General features: G+C 69.2%; 23 protein-coding genes. 20 read left to right on the top strand and 3 right to left on the bottom strand.

Annotated elements, in window-relative coordinates:
* The first annotated feature begins 32 nt into the window (after positions 1 to 32).
* The 5 genes from IT359_11725 to IT359_11705 all read left to right on the top strand — a co-directional run bounded on the left by IT359_11725 (position 33) and on the right by IT359_11705 (position 4,026).
* A complete protein-coding gene (locus tag IT359_11725; protein MCC6929650.1) occupies positions 33 to 1,169 on the top strand; it encodes a 3-hydroxybutyryl-CoA dehydrogenase in 1,137 nt (378 codons plus the stop codon).
* A gap of 5 nt (positions 1,170 to 1,174) precedes the next feature.
* Positions 1,175 to 1,630, top strand: coding sequence for a hydroxyphenylacetyl-CoA thioesterase PaaI (gene paaI, locus IT359_11720; protein ID MCC6929649.1), 456 nt, complete (start codon positions 1,175 to 1,177; stop codon positions 1,628 to 1,630).
* Positions 1,623 to 2,837 (top strand): 3-oxoadipyl-CoA thiolase, encoded by a 1,215-nt coding sequence (gene pcaF, locus IT359_11715; protein ID MCC6929648.1) that lies wholly within the window; start codon positions 1,623 to 1,625, stop codon positions 2,835 to 2,837. The genes paaI and pcaF overlap by 8 nt, the downstream gene beginning before the upstream one ends.
* 216 nt (positions 2,838 to 3,053) lie before the next feature.
* Positions 3,054 to 3,410 (top strand): hypothetical protein, encoded by a 357-nt coding sequence (locus IT359_11710; GenBank protein ID MCC6929647.1) that lies wholly within the window; start codon positions 3,054 to 3,056, stop codon positions 3,408 to 3,410.
* 19 nt (positions 3,411 to 3,429) lie between these two features.
* Entirely contained in the window at positions 3,430 to 4,026 is a 597-nt protein-coding gene (locus tag IT359_11705) for a transferase hexapeptide repeat family protein (GenBank protein ID MCC6929646.1), read from the top strand.
* 99 nt (positions 4,027 to 4,125) lie between these two features.
* Here IT359_11705 and ggt read toward each other — a convergent pair whose 3' ends face one another.
* Positions 4,126 to 5,982 (bottom strand): gamma-glutamyltransferase, encoded by a 1,857-nt coding sequence (gene ggt / locus IT359_11700; protein MCC6929645.1) that lies wholly within the window; start codon positions 5,980 to 5,982, stop codon positions 4,126 to 4,128.
* Between the two features lie 47 nt (positions 5,983 to 6,029).
* Positions 6,030 to 6,548 (bottom strand): hypothetical protein, encoded by a 519-nt coding sequence (locus IT359_11695; protein ID MCC6929644.1) that lies wholly within the window; start codon positions 6,546 to 6,548, stop codon positions 6,030 to 6,032.
* Between the two features lie 261 nt (positions 6,549 to 6,809).
* Here IT359_11695 and paaZ point away from each other — a divergent pair, with 261 nt between their 5' ends.
* The 10 genes from paaZ to infA all read left to right on the top strand — a co-directional run bounded on the left by paaZ (position 6,810) and on the right by infA (position 18,167).
* Positions 6,810 to 8,843 (top strand): phenylacetic acid degradation bifunctional protein PaaZ, encoded by a 2,034-nt coding sequence (gene paaZ / locus IT359_11690; GenBank protein ID MCC6929643.1) that lies wholly within the window; start codon positions 6,810 to 6,812, stop codon positions 8,841 to 8,843.
* Positions 8,844 to 9,050: 207 nt separating this feature from the next.
* Positions 9,051 to 9,800 carry a response regulator transcription factor gene (locus tag IT359_11685; protein MCC6929642.1) on the top strand — a complete coding sequence of 250 codons (750 nt, stop codon included), beginning with the start codon at positions 9,051 to 9,053 and terminating at the stop codon, positions 9,798 to 9,800.
* Between the two features lie 19 nt (positions 9,801 to 9,819).
* Positions 9,820 to 11,316, top strand: a complete 1,497-nt coding sequence (locus IT359_11680; protein MCC6929641.1) for a DUF4118 domain-containing protein — start codon at positions 9,820 to 9,822, stop codon at positions 11,314 to 11,316.
* An 83-nt stretch (positions 11,317 to 11,399) separates the two neighbouring features.
* Entirely contained in the window at positions 11,400 to 12,593 is a 1,194-nt protein-coding gene (locus IT359_11675) for an aminotransferase class I/II-fold pyridoxal phosphate-dependent enzyme (GenBank protein ID MCC6929640.1), read from the top strand.
* A gap of 78 nt (positions 12,594 to 12,671) precedes the next feature.
* On the top strand, positions 12,672 to 13,574 hold the full coding sequence (locus IT359_11670; GenBank protein MCC6929639.1) for a zinc metallopeptidase: 903 nt from the start codon (positions 12,672 to 12,674) through the stop codon (positions 13,572 to 13,574).
* 7 nt (positions 13,575 to 13,581) lie between these two features.
* Positions 13,582 to 14,775, top strand: a complete 1,194-nt coding sequence (locus tag IT359_11665) for a P1 family peptidase (protein MCC6929638.1) — start codon at positions 13,582 to 13,584, stop codon at positions 14,773 to 14,775.
* A 161-nt stretch (positions 14,776 to 14,936) separates the two neighbouring features.
* Positions 14,937 to 15,569: an OmpW family protein gene (locus IT359_11660; protein ID MCC6929637.1), complete on the top strand. Its 633-nt coding sequence runs from the start codon at positions 14,937 to 14,939 to the stop codon at positions 15,567 to 15,569.
* A 174-nt stretch (positions 15,570 to 15,743) separates the two neighbouring features.
* Positions 15,744 to 16,217, top strand: coding sequence for a hypothetical protein (locus IT359_11655; GenBank protein ID MCC6929636.1), 474 nt, complete (start codon positions 15,744 to 15,746; stop codon positions 16,215 to 16,217).
* Between the two features lie 96 nt (positions 16,218 to 16,313).
* Positions 16,314 to 17,693: a M20/M25/M40 family metallo-hydrolase gene (locus IT359_11650; GenBank protein ID MCC6929635.1), complete on the top strand. Its 1,380-nt coding sequence runs from the start codon at positions 16,314 to 16,316 to the stop codon at positions 17,691 to 17,693.
* A 228-nt stretch (positions 17,694 to 17,921) separates the two neighbouring features.
* Positions 17,922 to 18,167: a translation initiation factor IF-1 gene (gene infA, locus IT359_11645; GenBank protein ID MCC6929634.1), complete on the top strand. Its 246-nt coding sequence runs from the start codon at positions 17,922 to 17,924 to the stop codon at positions 18,165 to 18,167.
* A 63-nt stretch (positions 18,168 to 18,230) separates the two neighbouring features.
* Here infA and IT359_11640 read toward each other — a convergent pair whose 3' ends face one another.
* Positions 18,231 to 18,791, bottom strand: a complete 561-nt coding sequence (locus tag IT359_11640; GenBank protein MCC6929633.1) for a hypothetical protein — start codon at positions 18,789 to 18,791, stop codon at positions 18,231 to 18,233.
* A 150-nt stretch (positions 18,792 to 18,941) separates the two neighbouring features.
* On the opposite strand from IT359_11640, the gene IT359_11635 reads away from it, so the two are divergent.
* The 5 genes from IT359_11635 to IT359_11615 all read left to right on the top strand — a co-directional run bounded on the left by IT359_11635 (position 18,942) and on the right by IT359_11615 (position 26,403).
* Positions 18,942 to 19,616 (top strand): 1-acyl-sn-glycerol-3-phosphate acyltransferase, encoded by a 675-nt coding sequence (locus IT359_11635; protein ID MCC6929632.1) that lies wholly within the window; start codon positions 18,942 to 18,944, stop codon positions 19,614 to 19,616.
* Between the two features lie 62 nt (positions 19,617 to 19,678).
* The gene (locus tag IT359_11630; protein ID MCC6929631.1) at positions 19,679 to 20,530 is read left to right on the top strand and encodes a hypothetical protein; all 852 of its coding nucleotides are present in this window, start codon (positions 19,679 to 19,681) and stop codon (positions 20,528 to 20,530) included.
* A 3-nt stretch (positions 20,531 to 20,533) separates the two neighbouring features.
* On the top strand, positions 20,534 to 22,534 hold the full coding sequence (locus IT359_11625; GenBank protein ID MCC6929630.1) for a hypothetical protein: 2,001 nt from the start codon (positions 20,534 to 20,536) through the stop codon (positions 22,532 to 22,534).
* A 137-nt stretch (positions 22,535 to 22,671) separates the two neighbouring features.
* A complete protein-coding gene (locus IT359_11620) occupies positions 22,672 to 25,602 on the top strand; it encodes a S9 family peptidase (protein MCC6929629.1) in 2,931 nt (976 codons plus the stop codon).
* A gap of 273 nt (positions 25,603 to 25,875) precedes the next feature.
* On the top strand, positions 25,876 to 26,403 hold the full coding sequence (locus tag IT359_11615; GenBank protein MCC6929628.1) for a hypothetical protein: 528 nt from the start codon (positions 25,876 to 25,878) through the stop codon (positions 26,401 to 26,403).
* Positions 26,404 to 26,490: the final 87 nt, after the last annotated feature.

Here is a 26,490-nt window from a genome sequence, read left to right as displayed (position 1 = left end):
ACGCGATCGTCGGCGTGGTGGGAGCGGGGGCAATGGGGAGCGGGATTGCCCAGGTGGCACTGGTGCACGGACACCGCGTGCTCCTGACGGATGCCCTCTTCGCCACGGTGCTCAGGGCTCAGGAACAGATCGCCCGGGCGCTCGCGCGCGAGGTGGAGAAGGGGCGCCTGACCGCCGCGACGCGCGACGCCGCGCTGGCGCGGTTGCAGCTGGTGGAACCCGACCACGGCGTGGGCGCCTTCCGCGAGTGCTCGACCGTGATCGAGGCGATCGTGGAGAAGCTCGACGTGAAGCAAGCCACCTTCCGCGCCCTCGAACACGTCGTCTCGCACGATTGCATCCTGGCCACCAACACCTCCTCGCTCTCGGTGGCGTCGATCGGCGGCGGGTGCCAGTCGCCGGAACGCGTGCTCGGCGTGCATTTCTTCAACCCGGCGCCGGTGATGCCGCTGGTGGAGATCGTCCCCGGCATTCGCACCGATCCCGCCGTCGCCGAGCGTGCCACGCGCCTGGTGCAGTCCTGGGGGAAGGTCACGGTGCGCGCGTCCGACACGCCGGGCTTCATCGTCAACCGCATCGCGCGCCCCTTCTATGGCGAGGCGCTGCGCATGCTCGAGGAAGGGGTGGCCGACGTGGCAACGATCGACTGGGCGATGAAGACCATCGGGGGCTTCCGAATGGGGCCGTTCGAGCTGATGGACTTCATCGGCCACGACGTGAACTACGTGGTGACGGAGAGCGTGTGGAGCGCGATGTACTACGACCCGCGCTATCGCCCGTCGCTCACGCAGAAGCGCCTGCTCGAGGCGGGGCTCCTGGGGCGCAAGAGCGGGCGCGGCTTCTACGACTACCGCGAGGGAGCGCCCGCGCCGCAGCCGGTCAAGGACGAAACGCTCGGCACCGTCATCGTCAGGCGCACGCTGGCCATGCTGGTGAACGAGGCGGCCGACGCGCTCTACCTGCGGATTGCCAGCGCGGCCGACATCGAGCTGGCGATGACCAAGGGGGTCAACTATCCCAAGGGGCTGCTGGCCTGGGGGAACGAGGTGGGGCTCTCCAGGCTCCTCGAGCACCTCGAGGCGCTGCAGGCGGAGACCGGCGACGACCGGTATCGGCCATCGCCGCTCTTCCGGCGCATGGTGCGCAACGCCGAGAGCTTCCAGGTGTGACGGCGATGACCAACGATCCGCAGCAGCTCGCCGAGCGTGTGGTGGAGGGGATGCTGGCCAGCGACGCGCTGTCGCGCTGGCTGGGGCTGGAGGTCGTCGCCATCGCGCCGCGCCGCGCGACCTGCCGCATGACGGTGCGCGCGGAGATGGTGAACGGCTTTGGCGTCGCCCACGGCGGGATCGTCTTCTCCTTCGCCGACTCGGCGTTCGCCTTTGCCTGCAACACGCACGGCAACGTGACGGTGGCGGTGGACAACTCCATCACCTACCCGGCGGCGATCCATCCGGGCGACGTGCTCACGGCCGTGGCGGCAGAGGAGGCGTCGTCCAACCGGCTCGGCTACTACCGGGTCACCGTCACCAACCAGCACGGGGCGATCGTGGCGCTGTTCAAGGGAACGGCCTACAAGACGTCGCGCCCCCACTTTCCCGACGGGACTTCCCAGGTTCGCCATGCGTGATGCCTTCATCGTCGACGGCGTGCGGACGCCGATCGGTTCCTTCGCCGGTGCGTTGAGTTCGGTGCGCCCGGACGACCTCGGCGCCCTCGTGATTCGTGCCTTGCTCGAGCGGGTGCAACGCGTGGAGCCGGAGAAGGTCGATGACGTCATCATGGGGTGCGCCAACCAGGCGGGCGAGGATAACCGTAACGTGGCCCGCATGTCGTTGCTCCTGGCGGGGCTCCCGGTGACCGTTCCCGGCGAGACCGTGAACCGCCTGTGCGCGTCGGGGTTGAGCGCGGTGGCGAATGCCGCGCGGGCGGTGAAGCTGGCCGAAGGGGGGATCTACATTGCCGGTGGCGTGGAGAGCATGTCGCGCGCGCCCTACGTCATGTCCAAGGCGGGCACCGCCTTTGCCCGCGACGCGCAGCTGTTCGACACCTCGCTGGGGTGGCGCTTCGTGAACCCGGCGATGAAGGAGCGGTACGGGATCGACTCGATGGGACAAACGGCAGAAAACGTGGCTGCGCAGTGGTCGGTGTCGCGCGACGACCAGGACGCCTTCGCGCTCCGCTCGCAGCAGAAGGCGGCGGCGGCGCGCGACTCGGGGCGGCTGGGCGAGGAGATCGTCGCCGTGCAGGTGCCTGGCCCCAGGCGCGGAACGACGGTGGACGTCGTGCACGACGAGTTCATCCGACCCGACACCACGCTGGACGTCCTGGCCAGGCTCAAGCCCGCCTTCCGGACCGACGGCAAGGGTTCGGTGACGGCGGGGAACTCGTCAGGTATCAATGACGGCGCCTGTGCGCTGCTGATTGCCAGCGAGCCGGCGTGCAAGCAGGAGGGGCTCTCGCCCATTGCGCGCATCGTGGCGGCGGGAGCGGCGGGGGTGGAGCCGCGCATCATGGGGATCGGGCCGGTGCCGGCCACGCGACTGGTGATGCAGCGCTCGGGGCTCACGGTCGACGAGATGGACGTGATCGAGTTGAACGAGGCCTTTGCCGCGCAGGGGCTGGCGGTGCTCCGCGAACTGGGAGTCGCCGACGACGACCCGCGCGTGAACCCCAACGGCGGCGCCATTGCGCTCGGCCACCCGTTAGGCATGTCGGGGGCGCGGCTGGCGCTCACCGCCGCGCGCGAGCTGCAACGCACGGGGAAGCGCTACGCGCTGTGCACGATGTGCATCGGGGTGGGGCAGGGGTTTGCGATGATCCTGGAGAAGGTCTGAAACGCGCAACCGCGGACGGGAGAACGCTTGCCTCAGCGAAGGCTGGCGGAGATGGGAGACGGGCGTGCGAACCGCGCTGCTGGCGCCGTTCGCGTGTCGCAAGGCAACCTGTTGCGGGCGTGGTGTAGAACGCGAGCGGGGCCATGGACCGCGGCTCAACGGATGACACAACGTCAGGCATGGGAGGTGACGAGGATGCGTACGGGCGCACGAACGATGGTGACACTCCTCCTGCTCGCGCCGGCGCTGGGCGGGTGCATGATGCTGCCGGGGCGGGCGGGGCGGGGTGGGGCGGTGACCGGGTTGGCCGAGAAGCCGGTTGCGTCCAAGGAAGCGCCCACCTCGCTCATTGCAGTTGACGGGACGCGCTGTCTCGTGACGGAGGAGAAGTACCGCAACACGGCCGTCGGCGACCGCGTCTGGTGCTATTGGACGCAGGATGGCTCGCAGAGCGCGACGTCATCGGCGGCTGGCGGGGCGGGGCGAAGGCCGGCGGGTGCTCGCGGTTCAGCCGGCGGCGACCCGGCGCGGATCCCTCGCGTCGTGGGCGGCACCAGGAAGCCCGGACCCTGAGCGGTGGAGCGACCCTGACGTGATCTACGCATTCAACGGCATCGTCCCCGTCATCCATCCCAGCGCGTACGTCCATCCGCAGGCCGCGGTGACCGGGCAGGTGACCATCGGCCGCGACGTCTACATCGGCCCCGGCGCGGCGCTGCGCGGCGACTGGGGCGCGATCGAGATCGCCGACGGCTGCAACGTGCAGGAGAACTGCACGGTGCACATGTTCCCCGGCGTCACGGTGGTCCTCGAGGAGGGGGCGCACATCGGGCACGGGGCGGTGATCCATGGCGCGCGCATCGGGCGCAACGCGCTCATCGGGATGAACGCCGTCGTGATGGACAACGCCACCATTGGCGCCGGCTGCATCGTGGGGGCGCTCTGCTTCATTCCCGCCGAGATGCAGGTCCCCGACCGCACGGTGGTGGTGGGCAACCCGGCCAGGATCGTGAAGGACGTCTCCGACGAGATGCTCGCCTGGAAGAGCGAGGGGACTGCCCTGTACCAGGCACTCCCCGGCGAACTCCACGCCACGTTGCAGCCGACGGAACCGCTGCGAGAGAAGCCGGCGGACTGGGGCATGCGCGCATTCCCCACCCTCCAACCCTGGAGCCGTACCAAGGAGTAGCGCAACACGCCGAGTGTCGCGACGAGGCTCCGTCCCGACACCGCGCGTCGCTCTTCGTCTTGCCTGTCCCCGGTGGTTCGTTGCGGCTGGCGTGTCGGCTCAGCGCTGCACGCGCGCCGGCACGCTCGCCTTGGAATCCGGCGACCGCTTGTCATTCGCCCCGTACGCCGTCCGCGTCGCGGCATCGTACCAGATGCTGTGCGCATCGCCTTGCGACCGCACGGGGTCCTTCCGCAGTCGGTGTCCCATCCCCTCGAGATCGGCCTTCGCCGAGTCGGGGATGGCGCCTGCCTCGTAGCGCGTCTCGTCGGGGAGCCATTGGTGGTGCACGCGTGGCGCATCGACCGCGGCACGCACCGACTGCTTGAACGCCGTCACGCCGAGGACGACGTCGAGCACGGTGTTGGGGATCGTGCGCCCGCCGGGCGAACCGGTCACCAACGCCAGCTTTCCGTCTCTTGCCAGGATCGTCGGCGTCATCGACGAGAGCATCCGCTTCCCAGGGGCGATCAGGTTGGGGGGCGTCCCGATATCGCCGCGGGTGGAGGTGTAGCCGGCCTTCTTGTTGAAGTCCCCCATCTCGTTGTTGAGGATGAAGCCCGCGCCGCGCACCACCACGCCGGAACCGTATCCCCCTTCCAGCGTGTAGGTCACGGCGACCGCGTTCCCCTCGGCGTCCACCACGGAGAAATGCGTCGTCTGCATTGTCTCCGCCGTCGTGACCAGCGAGCCGCCTAACGCCACCGAGCTCGTGGCGCGGTGCGGGTCGATCGTGCGGGCCAGCGAGTCGGCGTAGCCTTTCGCCGTGAGGCGATCGACCGGGATCGCCCCGAAGTCGGGATCGCCGAGAAAGCGCGCCCGGTCCAGGTACGCGCGCCGCGCCGCCTCGATGCGCAGGTGCAGGTAGTCGGTCGACGTTCGCGCGAAGCGGTCGGCCCCCAGTGCTTCGAGCTGGTTGAGCACCTCGATCAGGACCGTCCCTCCCGAGCTGGGCGGGGGCATGGCGATGATCTCGTAGCCGAGATACGAGCCGTGCAGCGGCTCGCGCTCCACGGCGCGGTACTCCGCCAGGTCGCGCTTGGTGATCATCCCGCCGTTGGCGCGCATCTGCGCATCGAGCGAGTCGGCGATCCACCCGGTGTAGAAGGCGTCGGCGCCTCCCTCGGCGATCGCCGCAAGCGTTCGCGCCAGGTCGCCGAGGCGCAGCCGCTCACCGGCGCGCCACGGCGTGCCGCCCTTCTTGCCGTAGGCCGCCACCGAGGCGGGGAAGGGGGCAAAGGTGGTGCGCAGCTGCTCGTTGAGTTCCGCCGCGAGCGCCGGGGAGAGGATGAATCCGCGCGCCGCGAGCTGCGCGGCCGGCGCCACCACGTCGCGCCACGCCAGCCTGCCTAACGCCTTGTGCGCCATCTCCATCCCGCGCACCGTGCCCGGGACGCCCGGCGCGAGCCAGCCGGAGTCGGTGCGTGCGTAGGCGATCGACCCGTCGGCGTTGAGCATCATCGTCGCCGTGGCGCTGAGCGGGGCCTTCTCGCGGAAGTCGAAGGTGGTGGCCTCGCCCGTGGCCTTGCGGACGACCATGAAGCCGCCGCCGCCGATGTTGCCGGCCGAGGGGTGCGTGACCGCTAGGGCGAAGGCCGTGGCCACCGCGGCGTCGACGGCGTTGCCCCCCCGCGCCAGCACGGCAGCGCCGATGTCGGAGGCAAGGTTCGACGCCGAGACGACGAGTCCGCGCGTGGAGGCAACGCCCCCGGTGCCGCCGAACGCGGGCCCCGGGGGCTGGGCGTTGTTCGTTGCACGGCGCCGCACCGCTTGCGCCTCCACCGCCGGCAGGGACGCGACGGTGGCGAGCACGGCGAGGACTAACAAACCGCAGCGCACGGCAACGTGGCGATTGCGCGCGGCCTGCAATGACGCCACGACCGACGTGGCGACGCTGGGGCGATGGAGGCTGGACATGCCCGGGACGTTACCACCTCGCCCCGGGCGCGGCTACCCGATGCGGACTACGCCTGCTTCGTCCCCGCGTGGAAGTGACGATCGTTGGCGTCGTGCCAATCCCACTCGTTGGCCGGATGATGCGTACGCCAGAGGTAACGCCCCATGGCCAGCGCACCGAGGATGTTCCCGGTAAGCCCGTAGAGCCACGCCATCCCGCCGAAGATCGGGTTCCGGGAGGCGAGTCCCGTGAGGTTGAGCAGGATGAGTTCGAGGACGACGACGAGCATCACCAGCCCGAAGGCGAGCGAGGGCTTCTGCCGGGATGCGTTGTAGAGCCAGCTCGCGACGACACCAATGGCCATGACGCCGATGTACAGCGCCACCAGCCACGTGCCGATGTGCGCGCCGAAGCCGCGGCCGCCGAATCCGACGCCTAACGCCTCGTAGATCCACGCCCCGATCAGGGCGCCGGTGACGCCGATGCGGTCGGTGAAGGCATCGATGGCGAAGGTCCACACGGCAATCACGGTGGCGCCCAGCGCCCCGGCAATGAGTCCTCTGCGGAGTGGAGTTCGGTTCAGCATGACTCCTCCTGGAAATGAGGGAGTGCGCGGCGCCGGGCGCTGGCCCCCCGACCGTCGTCCCAGCGGCGCGTCGGAAACGCCCTCGATGCGGAACCGCATATCCACAGTGGAGGGCGGGGCGCGCCGGTGAAAGAGCGAAGCGCCGACGCGAGCGTCCGGTATTTCGCCCCGCTCGCCTCGGGCCGTTAGCTTCCTCTGCGCGACTCGCCGTCGACCTCGCTCGCGTCACGCTCCGCCGACTCCAACACCGCCACACGTCCCATGCGACTCCAGAACTTCGCCCTTGGCCAGTGGGTGCAGGGCACCGGATCCGCCACCGATCTCCTGCATGCCGTCACGGGGGAGAAGGTGGCGGAGGCCAGCAGCCAGGGACTCGACTTCAAGGCGATGCTCGACTACGCCCGCTCGGTGGGGGGGCCGCAGTTGCGTCGCCTCACCTTCCACCAGCGCGCGCTGATGCTGAAGGAGGTGGCGAAGTACCTCGGGGAGCGCAAGGAAGCGCTGTATGCGCTCTCCACGGCAACGGGCGCCACCCGGACAGACTCGTGGATCGACATCGATGGCGGGATCGGGACGTTCTACGTGTACGCCAGCAAGGGGCGTCGCGAACTCCCTAACGAGTCGTTCCATGTCGACGGCGCTACGGAGGGTATCTCGAAGCTGGGGACCTTCGTCGGGCGCCACATCTGCGTCCCGCTGGAAGGGTGCGCGGTGCACATCAATGCCTTCAACTTCCCGGTCTGGGGGATGATGGAGAAGATGGCGCCGTCGCTGCTGGCGGGCGTCCCCTGCATCGTGAAGCCGGCGACACTGACCTCGTTCCTCACCGAGGCGGCGTTCCGCATGATCATCGAATCGAACGTCTTCCCGGCGGGGGCCATCCAGCTCATCTGCGGGAGTGCGGGCGACCTCCTCGACCATCTCGACTGCCAGGACGCCGTCGCCTTCACCGGTTCGTCGTCCACCGGGCGCATGCTCAAGGAGTCGAAGCGCGTGGTGCATAACGCGGTGCGCTTCAACATGGAGGCCGACTCGCTCAACTGCGCCATCCTTGGCCCCGACGCCGTTCCCGGCACGGACGAGTTTGACCTGTTCGTGAAGGAGGTCGTGCGCGAGATGACGAGCAAGGCGGGGCAGAAGTGCACCGCCATCCGCCGTACCATCGTCCCCGAGGCGCTGGCAGACGACGTGATCGCCGCGCTGCGCAAGCGCCTGGGCGAGGTGAAAGTGGGTGACCCCGCGGTCGATGGCGTGAAGATGGGCCCCCTGGCCGGGCGCGCGCAGGTGCGCGAGGTGGGGAAGGCCTGCGACGCGATTCGCGCCGGCGCCGAGGTCGTCTTTGGTGGGGAGTTGGGGAGCCTGGTGCACGCCGACGCGGAAAAGGGGGCGTTCTATCCCATCACGCTCCTCGCCTGCAACCGACCGTTGGATACCGCCGCACCGCACGACGTCGAGGCCTTCGGCCCCGTCAACACCGTGATGCCGTACGCCACGGTGGGCGACGCGATCGCTCTCGCCCGGATGGGGAAGGGGTCGCTGGTGGGGTCGCTCTTCACCGCCGACGACGAGGTGGCGCGCGACGTGGTGCTCGGCACGGCGGCCTATCACGGGCGCATGTACGTCCTCAATCGCCACAGTGCGAAGGAGGCAACCGGGCACGGTTCGCCGCTGCCGCATCTGGTGCACGGTGGCCCGGGGCGCGCCGGCGGCGGCGAGGAGATGGGCGGGATCCGCGGTGTACTGCACTACATGCAGCGCACCGCGGTGCAGGGGGCGCCGCAGACACTCACGCGCATCACCAACGAGTGGATACCGGGGGCCGACCAGCCCGCCGACCGGATTCACCCGTTCCGGAAGTACTTCGACGAACTCGAGATCGGCGAGACGCTCACGACGCACCGTCGCACCGTCACCGAGGCCGACATCGTGAACTTTGCAGGGCTGAGTGGCGATCACTTCTACGCCCACATGGACGAGATCGCCGCGAAAGACTCGATCTTCGGGCGCCGCGTGGCGCATGGCTACTTCGTGATCGCGGCGGCGGCGGGACTGTTCGTCGATCCGGCGCCGGGGCCGGTGCTGGCCAACTACGGAATGGAGAACCTGCGCTTCACCAAACCGGTCCATGCCGGCGACACGATCCAGGTGAAGCTCACCTGCAAGCAGAAGACCGCGAAGGAGACGCCTCCTGACGGCGTGGCGCAGGGGGTCGTGGCGTGGGACGTCAACGTGAGCAACCAGGATCACGAGTTGGTGGCCACCTACACCATCCTCACGCTGGTCAAGCGCAAGTAGCTGTGGCGCAGCGCGTTGCGAGTTTCAGTTCGTGTGGAACGGGAGATCTGATCCTGAATTTCGGTACGCTCGGGCGTGTGAGGGGAGCGCGTCGGCATCCGGGAGCGTGGCGGATGGGGAATTCAACTCATGCTCGCCAAAGCGCCCACCAAGCCTGTAAACTTTCTGCAATGTTCTATTCAGGTTTCGCACGATAGGATAGGGGCCATGACCTCGACCATCTCCGTAGGACACCAGCGGTTCGTCGTGCCGACCGAACAGATCGACGCCCTGGTCCTGATCATCGACGACGAGCCGCAGATCCGGAAAGCGCTCGCGCAACTGCTCGAGGAGCGCGGATCGCGCGTGATCGACGCCGCCACTGGCGCCGAGGGGCTGTCACTCGCCGCCACGCGCATGCCCGATCTCGTCATCCTCGACATCGGCCTCCCCGACATGGCGGGCGACGAGGTGTGCCGCGAGATGCGCGCCTGGAGCCAGGTCCCGATCGTCGTGCTCTCGGCGCGGCATTCCGAGGCGGAGAAGGTGCGGCTGCTCGACCTTGGCGCCGACGACTATCTCACCAAGCCGTTCGGCTCCGCCGAGTTGGTGGCGCGGGTGCGCGCGCACCTGCGGCGCGCCACCGTATCGGAGAGCGACCTCCCCGCGGTGATTCGCGCCGGCGACATCGAGATCGACTTCCATCGTCGCGGCGCGTTCCGCAATGGCGAGCGGCTGCACCTCACGCCGCTGGAGTGGTCGTTGCTGCGCACCATGGCCACGCAGGCCGGGCGCACGCTCACACACCGGCAGCTCTTCGACGCCGTGTGGGCGCGTTCGCACGGGAACGCCTCGCAGTACCTGCGGGTCTTCATCACCGCGCTGCGCAAGAAGATCGAGCCCGATCCCTCGTCACCGCAGCTGATTGTCACCGAGCCCGGCGTCGGATACCGTTTCGAGATTCCTCGCCAGGGCTGAACCCCGAGAGCGGGAACGCATGGGCGGCGAGCACCGCGAGTATCCCGAGTACGATCCCCGGACCATTCGTCGCAACCGCCGTCTCGCCTGGCTGGGAGGGACGGCGGCGATGCTGTCGTTCGTCGTGATCCTGGCCCCGTACCGCGCCACGGTCGACGAGGTGCACATCGTCCTGCCCATGCTTCTCCTCGTGCTCGTGGCGAGTTCGGTGGGCGGGGAGCGCCTGGGCTTCTTCCTGGCAACGATCGGCTTCGTGGCGATCGACGTCATCTTCCAGCCGCCGTTCGGGAAGTTCAGCCTCAACAAGCCGCACGACCTCACCGTCCTCATCGCCTTCTTCGTGACGGCGGCGATCTCGACGCGACTGCTCGTGCGCGCGCAGTACAAGGCGGCGGAGGCCTATCAACGCAGCGTGGAGCTGCAACAAATGGCGGACCTCGGCGCCGAGATGTTGTCGACCGTGAGTCCGGCCGAGGCGGTGGAGCGCGTGGCGGTAGCAACGTGTGACCTGCTCGGTGCGCGGGAGTGCCGCATCGTGCGCGGCGCGCCTGGCGAGGCGGGCGAGGTGGTGGCGCTGGTGACGCGGAAGCCAGGTGCCGCCGATCAGGTCACGCATCCCAAGGCGATGTCCTTTCCGCTGCACGCCGACGGCGGCCCCATCGGGGAGATGACGGTCGAGGGAGTGAACGCGACATCGCTGCGCGAGACGCGCACCGATACGCTGCGTGCCATGGCACACTACGCGGCGTTAGGGCTCGACCGCATGCGGCTGGCGGCTGACGCGGCGCACGCCGACGAGTTGCGGCAGGCCGATCGCATGAAGGACATGGTGCTGGCCTCGGTGTCGCACGACCTGCGCACGCCGCTCACGACCATCAAGCTGCTGGCGGCGTCGCTCATCAGGCGGGGTGAGGGCGCGGCGGAACAGATCGAGGAGGAGGCCGACCGGCTGTCGCGCATGGTTGGCGACCTGCTGGACCTGTCGCGGGCGCGCGCGGGAGAGCTGGCGCTCAACATGGACGTGAACACGCTGGAGGACCTGATTGGCGCCGCGACGCGGCAGCTCACCCCCATTCTTGGCGCGCGTCCGGTGGTGCGCATCGTTGCAGACGACGAGGGACCGCTGGTGGGGCGCTTCGATTTCGTGGCGTCGTTGCGCGTGGTGGTGAACCTGGTGGAGAACGCGGGCAAGTACTCACCTCCGGGGTCGCCCATAGAACTCGAGGCGCGGCGCGAGCAGGATCAGTTGGTGATCGAGGTGCGCGACCGCGGGCGCGGGGTGTCCGAGGACGACCTGGGGCGCATCTTCATCCCGTTCTTCCGGTCCAGGAACGTGCGCTACGACACGGGGGGGGCGGGGCTCGGACTTCCCACGGCGCGCGTACTGGCCGAGGCGCAAGGGGGGACGGTGACGTATCGCCCGCGTGAGGGGGGGGGCAGCGTCTTCACCTTCACGCTGGTCGCGATGCCGGAGTCGCTGACCTCGGTGCTGGGCGAGCAGGACGGCGCCCCCTGAGCGGTCGACCGCGGCGGGGGGCGGGCTAGATTGCGGGGCGCCGTCGCGCGACCTTCGTAGCCACCGAGATCCCCCAGCATATCGTGCCGCGTTTCTCCTATCGTTTCGGGCAGTTTCCCGCCTATCCGCTTGCCCACGTTCCGCAGCGCAAGCGCGAGCTGCTGCAGCGCGGGGTGGATGTCATCGACCTTGGGGCGGGGGATGCCGACCTCGCGCCTCCCGCCGCGGCGGTGGCGGAATTGCAGCGGGCGGCAAGCGTTCCCTCGTTAGGGCGATACGGGTTCGGGCTGGGGCACGTCCCGTTCCGCGAGGCGACGGCGGCGTGGATGGCGAAGCGTTTCGGGGTGTCGGTCGACCCGATGAACGAGGTCGTCCCGCTCCTGGGGTCGAAGGAGGGGCTGGCACACGTCGCCTTTGCGTTTCTCGGGCGCGGCGACGTGGCGGTGATCCCCGAGCCGGCGTATCAGGCGTACCTGGGCGGGACGCTGCTGAGCGATGCCACGCCGCATGTGTACCCGCTGCGTCCACGGACCGACTTCCTGGTCGAGCTCGAGGAACTGCCGGACGCGGTGGCGTCGCGCACGCGGGTGGTCTACCTGAACTACCCCAACAACCCGACGACGGCGATCGCGCCACGCGACTACCTGGAGCGCGTGGTGCGGTATTGCCGCTCGCGCGACATCCTGCTCGTCTTCGACAACGCCTACTCCGAGCTGGCCTTTGACGGCTACGTTCCGCCGTCGATCTTCGAGATCGAGGGGGCGCGTGACGTGGCGATCGAGTTCCACTCGCTGTCCAAGACGTACAACATGACGGGGTGGCGGTGTGGCTGGGCGGTGGCCAAGCCAGAGATTGCCGGTGCGCTGGCGAAGGTGAAGACCTTCATCGACACCGGGACGTACATGGGGATCCAGTCCGCCGGCGTGGCGGCAATCGAGAGTTGGGGAGACTTCGTGCCGGGCAACGTGGCGATCTTTCGCGAGCGTCGCGATGCCGCGGTGGCGGCCTTCGGCGCGGCGGGGTTCGCGGTGACGTCGCCGGCGGCAACGATGTACCTCTGGATCCCGCTCCCCGAGGGGATTTCCAGCAAGGCGTTCGCCGACCGGTTGATGGACGAGGAAGGGGTGATCGTCCTGCCAGGGTCGGGGTTCGGCGCCGGGGGCGAGGGGTTCTTCCGCATCTCGTTCATCGTCCCGCCGCCCAGGCTGGCCGAGGCGGCGCAGCGCGCCGGTCGCCTGCTGGCGCGCCTGCGCGAGGAGCTGGCACACGCCGGGTAGCGGGGGAGCATTGCATCTGGCGGCGCCGTCACGACGAGGGTGCCGCTTCCTGTGGTCAACGCGATCGGAGAGCACGGCATGCGCATCAATCCGCGTGGGAGAAGCGAGAACCTGGAGGATCGTCGCGGCGCCTCCGGTGGGGGCGGTGGCGGCGGCTTTGGCGCTGGCGGGGGAGGACTCGGCGGCGGCGGGCGCGGCTTCGGCGGCGGCAAGCTCGGGTTAGGGGGGATTGTCCTCCTCCTCATCCTGAGCGCCGTCTTCAAGCAGGACTTCCTGGGGCTTGCCGGCGGCGGCGCCGGTGTGGCCCCCGCGCCGTCGTCGGAAGCGGCGCCGGTGCACGACCCCAACGAGGAGCCGCTGGTGCTCTTCGTGTCGGCGGTGCTCGACAGCACGCAGTCCTACTGGACGCGCGCTCTCCCCGCGCAGGGGAGCCAATACCGCGATGCCAAGCTGGTGCTGTTCCGCGATGTGACGGAGACGGCGTGCGGCTACGGGCAGGCGGCCACCGGGCCGTTCTACTGCCCCGGCGACGAGAAGGTCTACATCGACCTTGCCTTCTACCAGGAGCTGAGGGACCGCTTCCGCGCGCCGGGCGACTTTGCGCAGGCGTACGTGCTCGCGCACGAGATCGGGCACCACGTGCAGAACATCATGGGGACGAGCGGGCAGGTGCATCGCGCACAGCAGCGCGCCGGCGAGCGCGAGGGGAACGCGCTCTCCGTGCGCCTGGAGCTGCAGGCCGACTGCTATGCCGGCGTGTGGGCATCGACGGCGGCCAAGCAGGGGATTCTCGACGCCGGCGACATCGAGGAGGGGCTGGGGGCGGCCGCGGCGGTGGGCGACGACCGGTTGCAGAAGATGTCGACGGGGCGCGTGAGCCCGGAGTCGTGGACGCACGGGTCATCGGAACAGCGCATGCAGTGGTTCCGGCGCGGCTTCGACGGCGGCGTCGCCTCGGCGTGCGACACGTTCAACCGTTAGGCATGTCATGCGCCATTGCCTCCTGCGCGCGCTGGCGCTCGCGCCGCTCCTCCAGGCGCTCCTCGTGAGCGAGTCGTCGGCCCAGCAGGCGCCGGCGGCCGGCGCGGGGCGAGCGCGCGCTCGCGACCTTGGCGTGGCCCCCGGGATCTTCAGGACCGGGGCGCTCAACGCCATCACCGACGTTGCCGGCGTACGCGTGGGCCAGGTGACGGTGATCGAGGGCGATCGCGTGCGCACCGGCGTGACGGCGATCCTGCCGCATGGCGGGAACCCCTTCTTTGACCGCGTCCCGGCGGCGCTGCACGTGGGGAACGGCTTCGGCAAGCTGCTGGGCGTGACGCAGCTTCGGGAGCTTGGCGAGTTGGAGACTCCCATCCTGCTCACGTGCACGTTGTGCGTGTGGAAGGCGGCCGACGCGATGGTCGAGTGGATGCTGGCCAAGCCGGGAATGCAGAACGTCGGCTCGATCAACCCGGTGGTCGGCGAGACAAACGATGGAACGCTGAACGCCATCCGCGAGCGGGCCATTCGTCCCGAGCACGTGCGCCAGGCACTCGAGTCGGCGCGCGAGGGGGCGGTGCAGGAGGGGGCGGTGGGCGCCGGCGCATCGACCGTCGCCTTCGGGTGGAAGGGGGGGATCGGGACATCGTCGCGCGTGCTGCCTGCTTCGTTAGGCGGCTACACCGTCGGCGTCCTCGTGCAGTCCAACTTCGGCGGCGTGCTGCAGGTCCTGGGCGTCCCCATCGGGAAGGAGCTGGGGCGCTACTCGTTCAAGGACGACGTCGACGCCGAGCGTGGCGACGGCTCGATCATGATGGTCGTGGCAACCGACGCGCCGTTGTCCGACCGGAACCTGGAACGCCTCGCGGCGCGTGCCATCATGGGGTTGTCGCGCACCGGCTCGGCGGCGTCGAACGGAAGCGGTGACTACGTCCTGGCCTTCTCGACCGCCGATGGCGTGCGGCGCCGCCTCCCGGCGCCCGGGGAGAACAGCCGAGCCGCGATGCTCCGCACCACGCCGGAGCTGGCCAACGACGGCATGTCGGCGCTCTTCCAGGCGGCCGTCGAGGCCACCGAGGAGGCGGTCTACAACTCGCTGTTCGCCGCCACGACGGTGACGAGCAACGGGCGGACCGTCGAGGCGCTCCCCATCGAGCGTGTGCGGGAAATCCTGAAGAAGTACGGGGTCCCCGGACGCTAGGGGAGGGCCTGTCGGCGCCTCGCGTTTCGCAAGCGGAGTTGCGCCTCAGCGTGGGCTCCCCCTCGACTGACAGAACTAGCCCTCAACGCCTCACCCAATTGGGTGGGGCGCGCTGGTATTCATCGAGTGCGTCCACTCCTTCAAACTCAGGAGCAATATCGATGAATACCAAGGTTGTCGTCGCCCTGCTCGGGGCTCTCACGCTGGCTTCGGCCCCTGTTGCCGCGCAACAACCCGCCGAAGGCAAGTTCATGGTGCGCCTGCGCGCGCTGTCGCTTACGCCGGCCGACAAGTCCGACGCGATTCCGTCGCTCTCCGTGGCCGCCGATGCCATCACGGTCTCCAAGAAGATCTTCCCCGAAGTCGACGTGTCGTACTTCTTCACGAAGAACGTGGCTGCGGAGCTCGTGCTCACGTATCCGCAGCAGCACGACGTGGAGTTGAACGGGGCGAAGATCGGGACGTTCAAGCACCTCCCGCCGTCGCTCCTCCTGCAGTATCACTTCCTCCCCGAGGGCGTCTTCCGTCCGTACATCGGCGCTGGCGCCAACCTCACGTTGATTTCGAGCGTCGACATCAAGGTGGCGAACGTCGGGGCCCTCGATCTCGAGAGCTCGAGCGTGGGTGTGGCCGGGCAGCTCGGTGCCGACATCAAGGTTGGCGCCAAGCACTTCCTCAACATCGACATCAAGAAGGTGACGATCGGGTCCGACGTCACGAAGGGCGGGACGAAGGTCTCGGCGGTGAAGGTCGATCCGCTCCTCCTCAGCGTCGGCTTCGGGATCCGCTTCTAGCAAGCATCGCAGCACCGGGTGTCGCCGGCGCGGCCGGCGAAGGCTCGAGGCTGGTGAGGGGCAGCAAGCGCGCGCGTCGCGCTGTGCTGCCCCTCACGTTTTTCGGCCGACCCTCCGATCTTCGAAGGGGTAGCAGATGCATTCCCTCACCTGTTCCCCCGACCGGAGCCTCCCATGCCGCCCCTTGGACGCATCCACGTGCTGGTCGCGGCGATGTACCTCGTGTCATCCACCGCCGCACGCGCGCAGGCGCGCCCCATCTCGCTCTGGTTAGGCGCCGGGCGCGCGGTGAAGCAGGACTCGGTCTCGTTCTCGCCGCGCAACCTGGACGCGTACGGCGCGGTGCAGCTGGACGTGCCGCTGGTTCCGTTCGCCCTGCGCGGCGACGTCACTATCGCCGGCGGCGACTGGCGCAACGGGCGTCGCAACGCGGTGGCCAGCGCGGTCGTCCCGTTGCGGCTGCCGGTGGTCACGCCGTATGCCATGGCGGGTTACGGCATCTACGACTGGGGCAAGGCGGGTGAACGGCGCGGGCTCTCCTACGGCGCGGGGGTGCGGCTGCACCTTGGCGGCCTGGGGGTGTTCGGGCAGGTGCAGCGCCACGATCCACTGGACCGCTCCGTGGGGACGATCGGCGTGGTATTCTAGGGGGCCAGCGAACGGGGGCGGTCACCCGTTCCTCTGGTGACCATCCATCGCGCGACTCCCCCACCCCCGTTCCCCATGTCCCTCGTTCGTTCCGGAATGCGCCCGCTGGGGCGCCACGTGGTCGCTGCGCTCGCCCTCCTCGCATTGGCGGCACGCGTGGCGCCGGCGCAGTCGATTGCCTCCCGCTACAAGGCCACGGCCGATCGCATCATCGCCGAGTCGATGAAGGACAGCGCGGCGTGGAACCGCATCGCCCTCCTCACCGAAACGCACGGCCACCGCCTGAGTGGCTCGCCGCAGCTGGAGCGCGCCATCGACTGGATCATCGAGCGCATGAAGGAAGACGGGCTGGAGAATGTTCGGGGAGAGCCGGTGATGGTCCCGCACTGGGTGCGCGGCCAGGAGTCGGCCGAGATGGTGCTGCCGCGCCGCGCCCCGCTGCCAATGCTTGGCCTGGGCGGGAGCATCGGGACGCCGGCCTCGGGGATCACGGCTGAAGTGATGGTGGCGCAGTCGTTCGCCGACCTGGAGCGGCGCGCCGCGGAGGCGAAGGGGAAGATCGTCCTCTTTACCTTCCCATGGACTAACTACGGAGAGACGGGCGCGTACCGTCGCCAGGGGGCGATCGCCGCGGCCAAGGCGGGGGCGCTCGCCTCGTTGATCCGGTCGGTGACGCCGTACTCGATGCGCACCCCGCACACCGGCTCCATGAGCTACGACTCCACGGTGCGAAAGATCCCGCACGCGGCGATCACCCCCGAGGACGCCGACATGATCGCGCGCATGGTGCAGCGCGGCCAGAAAGTCGTGGTGAAGCTCATGATGTCGGCGCAGACACTCCCCGATGCGCCGTCGCGCAACGTGATGGGCGAGATCCGCGGGTCGCAGTTCCCCGACGAGGTGATCGTGATGGGGGGGCACATCGACTCGTGGGACGTGGGGCGCGGGGCGATGGACGATGCCGGGGGCGTGGTGGCGGCGTGGGAGGCGCTGCGCGTGCTCAAGCGGCTCGGCCTCACCCCCAAGCGGACCATTCGCGTGGTGGGGTGGACCAACGAGGAGAATGGTGGGCGCGGCGGCGCCGGCTATCGCGACGCACACAAGGGCGAGCTGGACAACCACATCCTGGCCATCGAGTCGGATGGCGGCGTCTTCAAGCCGCTGGGCTACGGCTTCACCGGCCCCGATGCGGCACTGGCCAAGCTCGCCGAGATCGGGAAGCTCCTCGACCCGATCGCCGCGGGGAAGATCACCAAGGGGGGCGGTGGGGCCGACATCGGCCCGATCATGGCGCTCGGCGTGCCGGGGATGGGGCTCAACGTCGAGGACTCGCGCTACTTCTGGTTCCATCACACCGATGCCGACACGCCGGACAAGCTCGATCCGCGCGAGGTGTCGCAGGTGGTGGCGTCGCTCGCGGTGATGGCGTTCGTGGTCGCCGACATGCCCGAACGCCTGCGTCCCGCGGGGAAGTAGGGCTGGTAGCGTGGTTCGAGCGGCTGGCGCGCCCTCGTGCGGGGGGGCGCGCCAATCCCTTGCACGCACTGGGGGAGCGCTTCAGTTTCAAGCGATCCGATATCGGGCGCGGCGTCGGAGTGAGCGGGTGTCGCGTACCGGTCGTGCCCGATTTCGGTTGTGCCGGCCACGGAGCGTCCGGGGAGTTCGCCCCGGGTCGCGGGCTGGCGGACTGCGCGCGAGGTCTGGATGGCCAAGCAGGAAGCGATCGAGCTCGAAGGGACCGTGACGGAAGTGCTCCCCAACGCGACGTTTCGCGTGACGATCCAGGGGGGGCACGACGTGCTCGCCACGTTAGGCGGGAAGCTGCGCCAGCACCGCATCCGCATTCTCGCGGGCGACGCCGTGCGCCTCGAGGTGTCGCCGTACGATCTTTCGCGCGGTCGCATCACCTTTCGCTACAACACGAGCCGGGTGCAGCCAAGCGGCGGCTGACGCCGCTGCCATCACGGCCATCACGCGTTTACAGCGATCGCTGCCATCGCCGCGCGCCAGGCCTCAGGTCGCATCGCCATCGAGGAACGAGCGCCCCACGATCCCGCCCAGCGCGAGGATCACGAGAAAGAGCAGCACGCCCAGCGCCATCATGCCGAACGATCGGGAGAGGTCGCGCCCACTCGCGGCGCGCACCACGTAGAACGAATCGGCCGAATGCCTGGTCGCGGCGGGCGTCGTCTCCAGTCGCACCAGGTACTCACCGTCGCGAGGTGACACGAAGGAGCCCAGCAGCTGCCGAATGCGTCCTCGCCCCGCGTTGCGCCTGGCGTCGATGAATGATGGGGTGAATCTCTCCCGCATGCGCGTCGCCTGGTCGACGACGATGACGGCGTTGAGCGCGAGGGCGCCCAGCCGCTGGCGATCGCCAGACGCCTCGATCAGGTAGCGCTGTCCCCCTTCGAGTGGGAGGAGGGCGTCCGCGCCGAGCGTGGCGCCGCTCACCGTGCGGGAGTCGCGACCGGCGTCGGCGCGGCGCGCCTGCTGTCGCAGAAAGACGATCCCGCTGGCAGCAACCGCCAGCAGCAGGTAGGCCAAACCGCGCCGGGCGAGGCGTCGACGCATCGGATCGCGCGCGTCGCTCATTGGTGGTTCCCGCGCCGCAGGCGGGAGGTGACATTCGGCATGCGTGAAAGTGTGGCCCGGACGGCGTAACTTTCAACCGTTGCATGGTGCCGCTGTCCGGAGTTCCTCCTGCTCCCTCTCGAGCGACGCATGGACCATGTCCCCGCAGCACCCGATTACCCGGCTGTCGCGGGCGCACTCCTGGCCATCGCACGGCGCGAGCGCCCTGATGATCCATGGCTCCCCGAACTTCCGCCGGCGATTCCGCGTCGTGGTGGAGGGGTGGGACGATGGATGGGTCGTACCGCGCTCCGACTCTCCGGATGGAAGGTGATCGGCAACTTTCCTCACCTGCCGCGCGGCGTGATCATCGTGGCACCGCACACTTCCAACTGGGATTTTGTCGTCGGCTTCTGCGCCTATCTCGCGCTCGACCTGCATACCAACTGGTTCGGGAAGCACACGATCTTTCTTGGCCCCATCGGCTCGATCCTTCGTCACTTTGGCGGAATCCCGATCCATCGGGAGAGCCGGTCCGCGGGGCAGGTGGTGGATGAGTACGCGGAGGAGTTTGCCCGGCGCGAACGCATGTACCTGGCCATCGCGCCCGAGGGTACTCGCAAGAAGGTGGCGGAGTGGAAGAGCGGTTTCTATCGCATCGCGCACCGGGCGATGGTTCCGATCATCCCGGTGGCGCTCGACTTCGAGCGCCGACGCATCATCGTCGGCGAGCCGTTCACGCCTGCGGGCGACTGGGAGACCGACAAGGGGCGCATTCGCGCGCTGTATGACGGGATCGCGGCACGACATCCCGAGCAGTACTAGGCGCAGGGCCGCGCCCGTCGTTCGGCGAGTGACGGGTGCAGGGCGCTGGCGCGATGGCGGCCATGCGTGAGATGCTCGGCTGCGTGCGGCTGGCGGCGACGTTGTTGCTGACGGTGACGGGCGCGTGCGATCGCGGTGTGGCCAACGATGCGCAGCGGCCGCCGGCGCCAGTCACCGGCCAGTGGATCTGGAGCGCGAGCGACTCGGCGGTGCTCGCGCGCGGACGCTCGACCGTTCCCGACCTGCGCGCCGGCGTCTGGGTGGCCACCATCGACTGGCGGGGGAGCGCGGCAGCCGCGGCGCTGGCGACCTCACTCGGCCGGCCGCTCGATGCAACCGTCGGGCACGATGCGGAGCTCGTCATTCGGCTCGAGCACTCGATCAACGAGAGCTGGCGCGCGCTCCCCGCCGACTCGGTCGCCGCACGACTGGACGAGCGCCTGGGGCGCGTGCTGCGCGTCGTGGAGCGCGGCGGCCCAAGGCACACGGTGCAGCTCGACTACGACGCGCCGGTGTCGCGCCTTGCCGACTACGCGGCGCTCCTCGAACGCCTGCGAAGGCCGGGGCGCTCGCTGGCGGGGCGTTCGCTCTGGATTACCTCGCTGGTGGCGCACCTTGCCGATCCCGATTACGGGAAGCGCTTTGGCCCGCTCGTCGACGGCCACATCGTGCAGCTGTTCGACACCGGCGACGGCTACACGCCGGAACGGGCGCGCGAGGTGATGGCGCGCCTGAACCGCGCCGCGATCCCATTTCGCTTAGGACTCGGGGCGTTCGAGCGTCGGCTCGCCAGCGGCCCCACGACGCACCGTGCCTGGTTCGACATCATCCCGACGGCGGCGCGCTCGCCGTGGTATCGCGGGATGTGGATCTTCCCTGGTGGCGTGGACTACCAGACGTATCTCCCTCGCTGACGCATGCCGAGCCTTCGTCCACTCATCGCCCGTACCGCGCTGCTGCTCGTGGCGCTGGCCATTCCCGTGTATCCGTGCGGTGGCCCCGACCACTATGACATAGACGCGCCGCTGGCCACCGCCGATCAGTTCCTGCAGGCGGTGGAGATCGTCGACGACTTCGACTACCGCCTGCGCGCCGAACTGCGATTCCTGTACCCGTTCGTGCTGACGCGCGCACCGCAGGCTAGCGCGCTGTGGGACCATGCCTACGGCATGTGGGGCGCCGACGTGCCGGCGCAGGTGGACACCTCCAGGCACTTCTCGCTGGCGGCGGAAGAAGCGGCGTTCGCCGCCGCCGGTGTGTCAGGGGATGTGCGGAGAGTGGAGCGCACGGCGCGCGCCCTGGTCGACGCCGCGTTCGCCGTGCCGGCGATCGTCGCCGACGAGTGGCAACCCTCCGTTAGGCGTGCCGTGGAGGCGCTCGAGGTGACCGCGGCGCCGCAACTGGCGAGCGACCTATCGCCGGCGCTCGTGCAGCGCCTGTACGGCGCCGCAAGGGGAGGCGAGGTGCCGACGTCATCCCCGCCGCTCCCGGCGTGGGCGCAATCGCTGCTGGTGTTGCGCGCGCTCCCGCGCGATTCGGTGCCGGCCTGGGGCGATGCCAACGCGCATTCGCTGCGTGAGGGCTCGGTGGCCTTCGTCGCGTTGCAGCTGTCGATGAAGCGCGGTATCCCCGACGGGTGGGCACAGGAGGTGCGCGACTCCGTTCCGAGCGAGCGGTGGCGGGCGTTCGCCGCGATGCACGACGACTGGGACCGTCGCTTTTCGCACCACCCGTTAGGCCCGTGGGTCGCCGCGTCGCGCATTCGCCTGGCGTACTTCGCCGGCGACACAACGGCGGCGTGGAACGCCGCCCTCGCCCTGTACGCGGCGCACCGGGCGCGCGCCCTGGAGGAGATGCGCTATCTCCTGCGCCAGGGATTCGATCCGCCATCGCTCGATGACCGGCGCATCGACGACGTCCTGCGCACGGCGTTGATGGGTGAGGTGACGATCGACGGCGATCGCTGGCGTATGGAGTGGGAGCGCGCCGCGCGCCCCAATGCGGCGTGGGCGGTGGCGATGCGCGACCGCTTGATGTGGCACGCCGCACGCGACTCGACCGATGCACTGCGCATCCCCTTGCAGGCGCTGGCCGTCCCGGCCCCGTCGCTCTCGCCGATTGGGCGATCGTTGCGGCTGGTTGCGCTCATTCGTCGCGGGCGCACCGCCGAGGCCATCGCGCAGGCCGACTCCCTCGGCGACGACCCGGCCGTCGCACCGATGAAGGTCCAACTCCTCCTTGCCGGCCGGCGGTGGCGCGACGCCCTGGCCGCCCCCGGCGTGTCGCCCGAGGCGCGGCAGTACCTCGTGCGCGTCCTGGCGCCCGATTCCGTCCTGGCGGCGCTGGTGGCGAACGGCGCGCGGCCGCTCGCGCTCGAGGCGCGGAAGACGCTGGCGATTCGTGCCGCGTCGGCGGGGCGGTGGAGCGCCGCGGCGGGGATGCTCGGGGGGGAGGCGGGGGGAAGGGCGGCGCGCTGGCGGCGCATCCAGTCGCTGGCCGCGGACTCGTCGCTTTCGGGGCGCCTGGCCTTCGCGCGCGCCATGCGGGCCCGGAACGGACAGCTGCTGTGGGGGAACGACAAGACGTGGTATCGCTCGCTCAACTGGCGGCTGCAGGCGCTCGACGACACGACGCGCGCCAGCTTCAATCCGCTCCTTCCGTGGAGCGCGGGCGCCGAGCGGGCGGCGATTGGGCGTCACTTTCGCGATGGGTTCGAGATGTACCACGCGGTGCGAGCCTACGCCGACTTCCTGGCTCGCGCACCGCGCACGGACATTCGCCGTCGCGCCGCGCTGCGCGAGGCCGATGCGACCTACAACTGGCTCGTGAACTGGGACAACAACAACTCGAGCTTCTGGAGCGTGGCGCTCGAGTCGGAGGGAATTGGGCGCACCATCCGTCAGGCGGGGCGACCGTAGGGGATCGGGCGCCCGGGACCGGAGGGGTGGGGGGACATGGGCGCTCTGGCCGGCCATCGTGCAACGGCCCAACTTCCCCGACAGCCAGCGCGCGGGGGCGCGCTGGCCGCGTTCGAATGCTCAACCGGGAAGGTCCCATGCTGTCAGTTCGCTCCGGTTCCGTCGGTACGGTGCCGCCGCGGGTGCGGCCGGCGTTGTTCCTGCTCGTCGCCACCCTGGCCACGTGGCTCATCGCGTCGGCGCCGCTGCAGGCGCAAGGCGCCGCCGCTGCACCGCGCCTCGCGCTCAAGGAACTCGACCCTGCCGATCTCGCCTTCTGGAAGACGATCCGCAACGCCGTCACCTCCAACGACGGAAAGTGGTTCGCCTACGTGCTCGCTCCCAACGAGGGTGACGCCGAGGTCGTGATCCGCCCCACGGCCGACGGGGGAAAGGAGTGGCGATTCCCGATCGGTGAACCGCCACTGCAACAGGGCTTTGGCGGCGGTGGCGACGCGCCGCTCCTCCTCTCCGGCGACGCGAAGTGGGCGCTGTTCATGACATACCCCAAGGCCGCCGACGCCCGGAAGCTGCGCAAGGAGCGCAAGCCGCTGCAGAACGGGGCGGTGCTCGTGAACCTGTCCACGGGCGAGAAGCGCGACGTGGAGAAGGTGCGACGCGCCGTCTTTGCCGGCGAGCGCCCCAACTACGCGGTGCTGCACCGCTACAACGCCGAGGGGACCAATGCCGCCGAGATGATTCTGGTCGACCTGAGGAGCGGTGCTCTGAGCACCGTGGGCGCGGTGGGCGAGTTCGCCGTCGACGACGCCGGGGCGTGGCTCGCGTGGACGGTCGAGACCAGGGACCTGGTGGGGAATGGCGTGCAACTCCGCAACCTGTCCACCGACGTGGTGCATACGCTCGATAGCGAGAAGCAGCTCTACCGGCGGCTGGCGTGGAGCGACAGCGGGTTCGCGTTGTCGGTCCTGCGCGGACGGCCGGACAGCGCGGCCAGCGACACGGTGTACAGCGTGCTGGGATGGTCCAACGCTTCTTTGCCGGCGCCCGCCAGGACGACCTACAGCGCCGCGGCCGACTCGTCAGGCTTTCCGCTGGGGATGCGCATCTCGCCGGATCGCGCGCCGCGGTGGGCCAGCGACCGGAGCGCCATCTTCTTCGGCATTGCGGCACGCCGCGCCGGCCCCGATTCCAAGACGCCGCGCCCCGACGTGCGCCCAGTGGCCGGGACGCCCGGGGCAATGCAGTCGCCGGCCGGCGTGGGCGGGACCGACGATGACCTGCCGACGCTCGTGATCTGGCATGGCAAGGGCGATCCGCGCCTGCAGTCGCAACAGCAGGTGGAGGAGCAGCGCGACAAGACGTACTCGTACCTGGCCGAGTATCGCCTGGCGGAGAAGAAGTTCATCCGACTCGCCGACGACGAGCTGCGCGACGTGGCGCTTGCGCCGCGTGAGCGCTATGCCGTCGGCAACGATCGTCGCGCGTATGAGCGCCGCGACAACATCGATGGCGGGCAGCGGCGCGACCTTTACGTGATCGACCTGGCGACCGGCGCGCGGACGCTGGCCGTGAAGTCGGTGCGCTACGCATGGCAGCCGTCGCCCGACGGGACCAAGGCGCTTTTCTACGACGACGGCAACTACCACGTCTACGACTTCGCGTCGAAGATGGTGCGCAACGTCACGCAGGGTGCGCCCACCTCGTTCATCGACAGCGAGGACGATCACAACGTCGATCGCCCGCCCGTCCAGCCGTTAGGCTGGGCGAGCGACAACCAGCACGTCCTCCTGTTCGACAACTGGGACGTGTGGAAGGTCCCGGTGAAGGGCGGGGCACTGGTGAACCTGACGGGGAACGGGAAGAAGGACCGGATCCGCTACACGCGGCGCCTGGTCTTCAACCCGAAGGAGCGCGGCATCGACCTCACTCGGCCGGTGTACCTCCAGACGTATGGCGAGTGGACAAAGAAGGAAGGGCTGGCCGTGGTGCAGCCGCTCAAGGCTGGCGCGCAGTCGCTGTTGTGGGACGACGCCAAGTACTTCGTCTCGCGTGCGCGCGATGCGGAGACGTGGATCTTCACGCGGCAGACGGTGCAGCAGTTCCCCGACTACTGGGTGAGCGACAAGACACTGGCCTCGCCGCGCCGACTCACCGACGCCAATCCGCAGCAGAAGGACTACGCCTGGTCGTCCGGGGCGCGCCTGGTCGACTATGTGAGCGACAAGGGCGATACGCTGCAGGGGGCGCTTTACCTCCCGGCCAACTACGAGCCGGGCAAGAAGTATCCCACCGTCGTCTACATCTACGAGAAGCTGTCGCAGGGGCTGCACCAGTACGCGGTGCCAAACGAAACGCGCGCCTTCAACCCCAGCATCTACACGTCGCGCGGCTACGCCGTGCTGCAGCCGGACATCGTGTACAAGATCAACGACCCGGGAATGTCGTCGGTGTGGTGCGTGGTGCCGGCGGTGAAGGCGGCGATCGCGACCGGGATCGTCGACCCGGCCAACGTCGGATTGCATGGGCACAGCTGGGGAGGGTACCAGTCGTCGTTCCTCGCCACGCAGACGGGGACGCTGTTCAAGAGCATCGTCACCGGCGCCCCGCTCACCGACATGGTGAGCATGTACGCCAGCGTCTACTGGAACACCGGCACCGCCGACATGGCGATCTTCGAGAACTCGCAGGGGCGCTTCAAGGGGAGCGTGCAGGAGAACATGGAGGCCTACCTGCGCAACTCGCCGGCCTTCCACGCCGACCAGGTGCAGACCAAGCTGATGATCCTGCATAACGAGAAGGATGGCGCCGTCGACTTCAACCAGGGGATCACCTGGTTCAACCACCTGCGCGAACTGGACAAGGACGTCATCATGCTGCAGTACGTGGGGGAGAACCACGGTTTGCAGCTGCCAAAGAACCAGAAGGACTACACCATCCGCATGCGTGAGTACTTCGACCACTACCTCAAGGGAGCACCCGCGCCCGACTGGATGGTGAACGGCGTGCCGCGCCTCAAGATGGAAGAACACCTCAAGAGCCGTCAGAAGAAGGAGAAGATCGCGTCGTAGCCGCGGCGTAGCGGCGGCGTAGCGGCGGCGTAGCGGCAGCGTAGCCGACGCGACACCCGGCGCGGGTCACGCGAGGTCTCGCCGCCCGCCGTTGCATCGAGCAATGGGGCCGCCCGTGCACTGCACGTGGCGGCCCCCTGCCGTTGGTCACCCGTATGTCGCCCTCCGTCCCCGCGGCGAATCTCTGCACGCGCCGCAGGCGTCTGACTGGCTACCACGCGAGTGCACCCATGGTGCGATGCGCTCGCGATTCCCCATACGGAGGTACTCGTCATGCGCCCTGCCACTCGCATCCTGCTCAGCGCGCTTGCCCTCCCCCTGGCAGCAGCCCCCGCGCTCGCGCTGCAATCGCTCGCCTCGAGGTCCTATGTCCCGGCGACCACCAGGGTGGAACCGGCCCCCGATCCCGAGAGGCTGCAACGCCTCCTGGCCCAGGCAGACGCCGCCTCGGTGAACGGACGCGACGCCGAGGCCATCAAGCTCTACAAGGCAATTGCCGCCGAACAGCGCGAGGCGCGCATCTATTCGGGGACGGCCCTGTGGCGCATGGCCGGTGCGCAGCTCTTCCAGGGGAAGGTGGTCGACGCGGCAACCACGCTCGACGAGACGGCGCAGGAGGCGGCGCGCTTCGGCGACCCGACGATGGAACTCAGGGCAACGTTCGAGGCAGCGATCCTGTGGCAGAAGGCCAAGCGGAACGACGTGGCCATGTCGCGCCTGGAGCGCGTGCGCGATCTGTTGCGCTCACCGGTCATCGAGGAGGATCTCAAGACCTCGGTGGAGCGCCGGATCGTGAAGTGATGCCGCAGGCAGCGGGGGCGCACTCGGCGTGCGCTCCCGTCGAGGCGCGCGGCGCGCCTGAGGGCTTTCGCCGCGCGGTGTTGCCCG

The organism is Gemmatimonadaceae bacterium (assembly GCA_020852815.1).
GTDB lineage: Bacteria > Gemmatimonadota > Gemmatimonadetes > Gemmatimonadales > Gemmatimonadaceae > SCN-70-22.
The sequence above is the reverse complement of the archived record's forward strand: the minus strand, read 5'-3'. Positions and strand labels throughout refer to the sequence as shown.

Excerpts from the sequence above, each read along its gene's own strand:
- IT359_11695 (MCC6929644.1), bottom strand. The coding sequence starts at position 6,548 with ATGCTGAACCGAACTCCACTCCGCAGAGGACTCATTGCCGGGGCGCTG.
- IT359_11725 (MCC6929650.1), top strand. The coding sequence starts at position 33 with ATGGGGAGCGGGATTGCCCAGGTGGCACTGGTGCACGGACACCGCGTG.
- IT359_11650 (MCC6929635.1), top strand. The coding sequence starts at position 16,314 with ATGCGCCCGCTGGGGCGCCACGTGGTCGCTGCGCTCGCCCTCCTCGCA.
- IT359_11635 (MCC6929632.1), top strand. The coding sequence starts at position 18,942 with ATGGACCATGTCCCCGCAGCACCCGATTACCCGGCTGTCGCGGGCGCA.
- IT359_11640 (MCC6929633.1), bottom strand. The coding sequence starts at position 18,791 with ATGCGTCGACGCCTCGCCCGGCGCGGTTTGGCCTACCTGCTGCTGGCG.
- IT359_11655 (MCC6929636.1), top strand. The coding sequence starts at position 15,744 with ATGCCGCCCCTTGGACGCATCCACGTGCTGGTCGCGGCGATGTACCTC.
- IT359_11710 (MCC6929647.1), top strand. The coding sequence starts at position 3,054 with ATGGTGACACTCCTCCTGCTCGCGCCGGCGCTGGGCGGGTGCATGATG.
- IT359_11680 (MCC6929641.1), top strand. The coding sequence starts at position 9,820 with ATGGGCGGCGAGCACCGCGAGTATCCCGAGTACGATCCCCGGACCATT.
- IT359_11660 (MCC6929637.1), top strand. The coding sequence starts at position 14,937 with ATGAATACCAAGGTTGTCGTCGCCCTGCTCGGGGCTCTCACGCTGGCT.
- IT359_11685 (MCC6929642.1), top strand. The coding sequence starts at position 9,051 with ATGACCTCGACCATCTCCGTAGGACACCAGCGGTTCGTCGTGCCGACC.
- pcaF (MCC6929648.1), top strand. The coding sequence starts at position 1,623 with ATGCGTGATGCCTTCATCGTCGACGGCGTGCGGACGCCGATCGGTTCC.
- paaZ (MCC6929643.1), top strand. The coding sequence starts at position 6,810 with ATGCGACTCCAGAACTTCGCCCTTGGCCAGTGGGTGCAGGGCACCGGA.
- IT359_11665 (MCC6929638.1), top strand. The coding sequence starts at position 13,582 with ATGCGCCATTGCCTCCTGCGCGCGCTGGCGCTCGCGCCGCTCCTCCAG.
- IT359_11615 (MCC6929628.1), top strand. The coding sequence starts at position 25,876 with ATGCGCCCTGCCACTCGCATCCTGCTCAGCGCGCTTGCCCTCCCCCTG.
- IT359_11630 (MCC6929631.1), top strand. The coding sequence starts at position 19,679 with ATGCGTGAGATGCTCGGCTGCGTGCGGCTGGCGGCGACGTTGTTGCTG.
- ggt (MCC6929645.1), bottom strand. The coding sequence starts at position 5,982 with ATGTCCAGCCTCCATCGCCCCAGCGTCGCCACGTCGGTCGTGGCGTCA.
- IT359_11620 (MCC6929629.1), top strand. The coding sequence starts at position 22,672 with ATGCTGTCAGTTCGCTCCGGTTCCGTCGGTACGGTGCCGCCGCGGGTG.
- IT359_11670 (MCC6929639.1), top strand. The coding sequence starts at position 12,672 with ATGCGCATCAATCCGCGTGGGAGAAGCGAGAACCTGGAGGATCGTCGC.
- infA (MCC6929634.1), top strand. The coding sequence starts at position 17,922 with ATGGCCAAGCAGGAAGCGATCGAGCTCGAAGGGACCGTGACGGAAGTG.
- IT359_11625 (MCC6929630.1), top strand. The coding sequence starts at position 20,534 with ATGCCGAGCCTTCGTCCACTCATCGCCCGTACCGCGCTGCTGCTCGTG.
- paaI (MCC6929649.1), top strand. The coding sequence starts at position 1,175 with ATGACCAACGATCCGCAGCAGCTCGCCGAGCGTGTGGTGGAGGGGATG.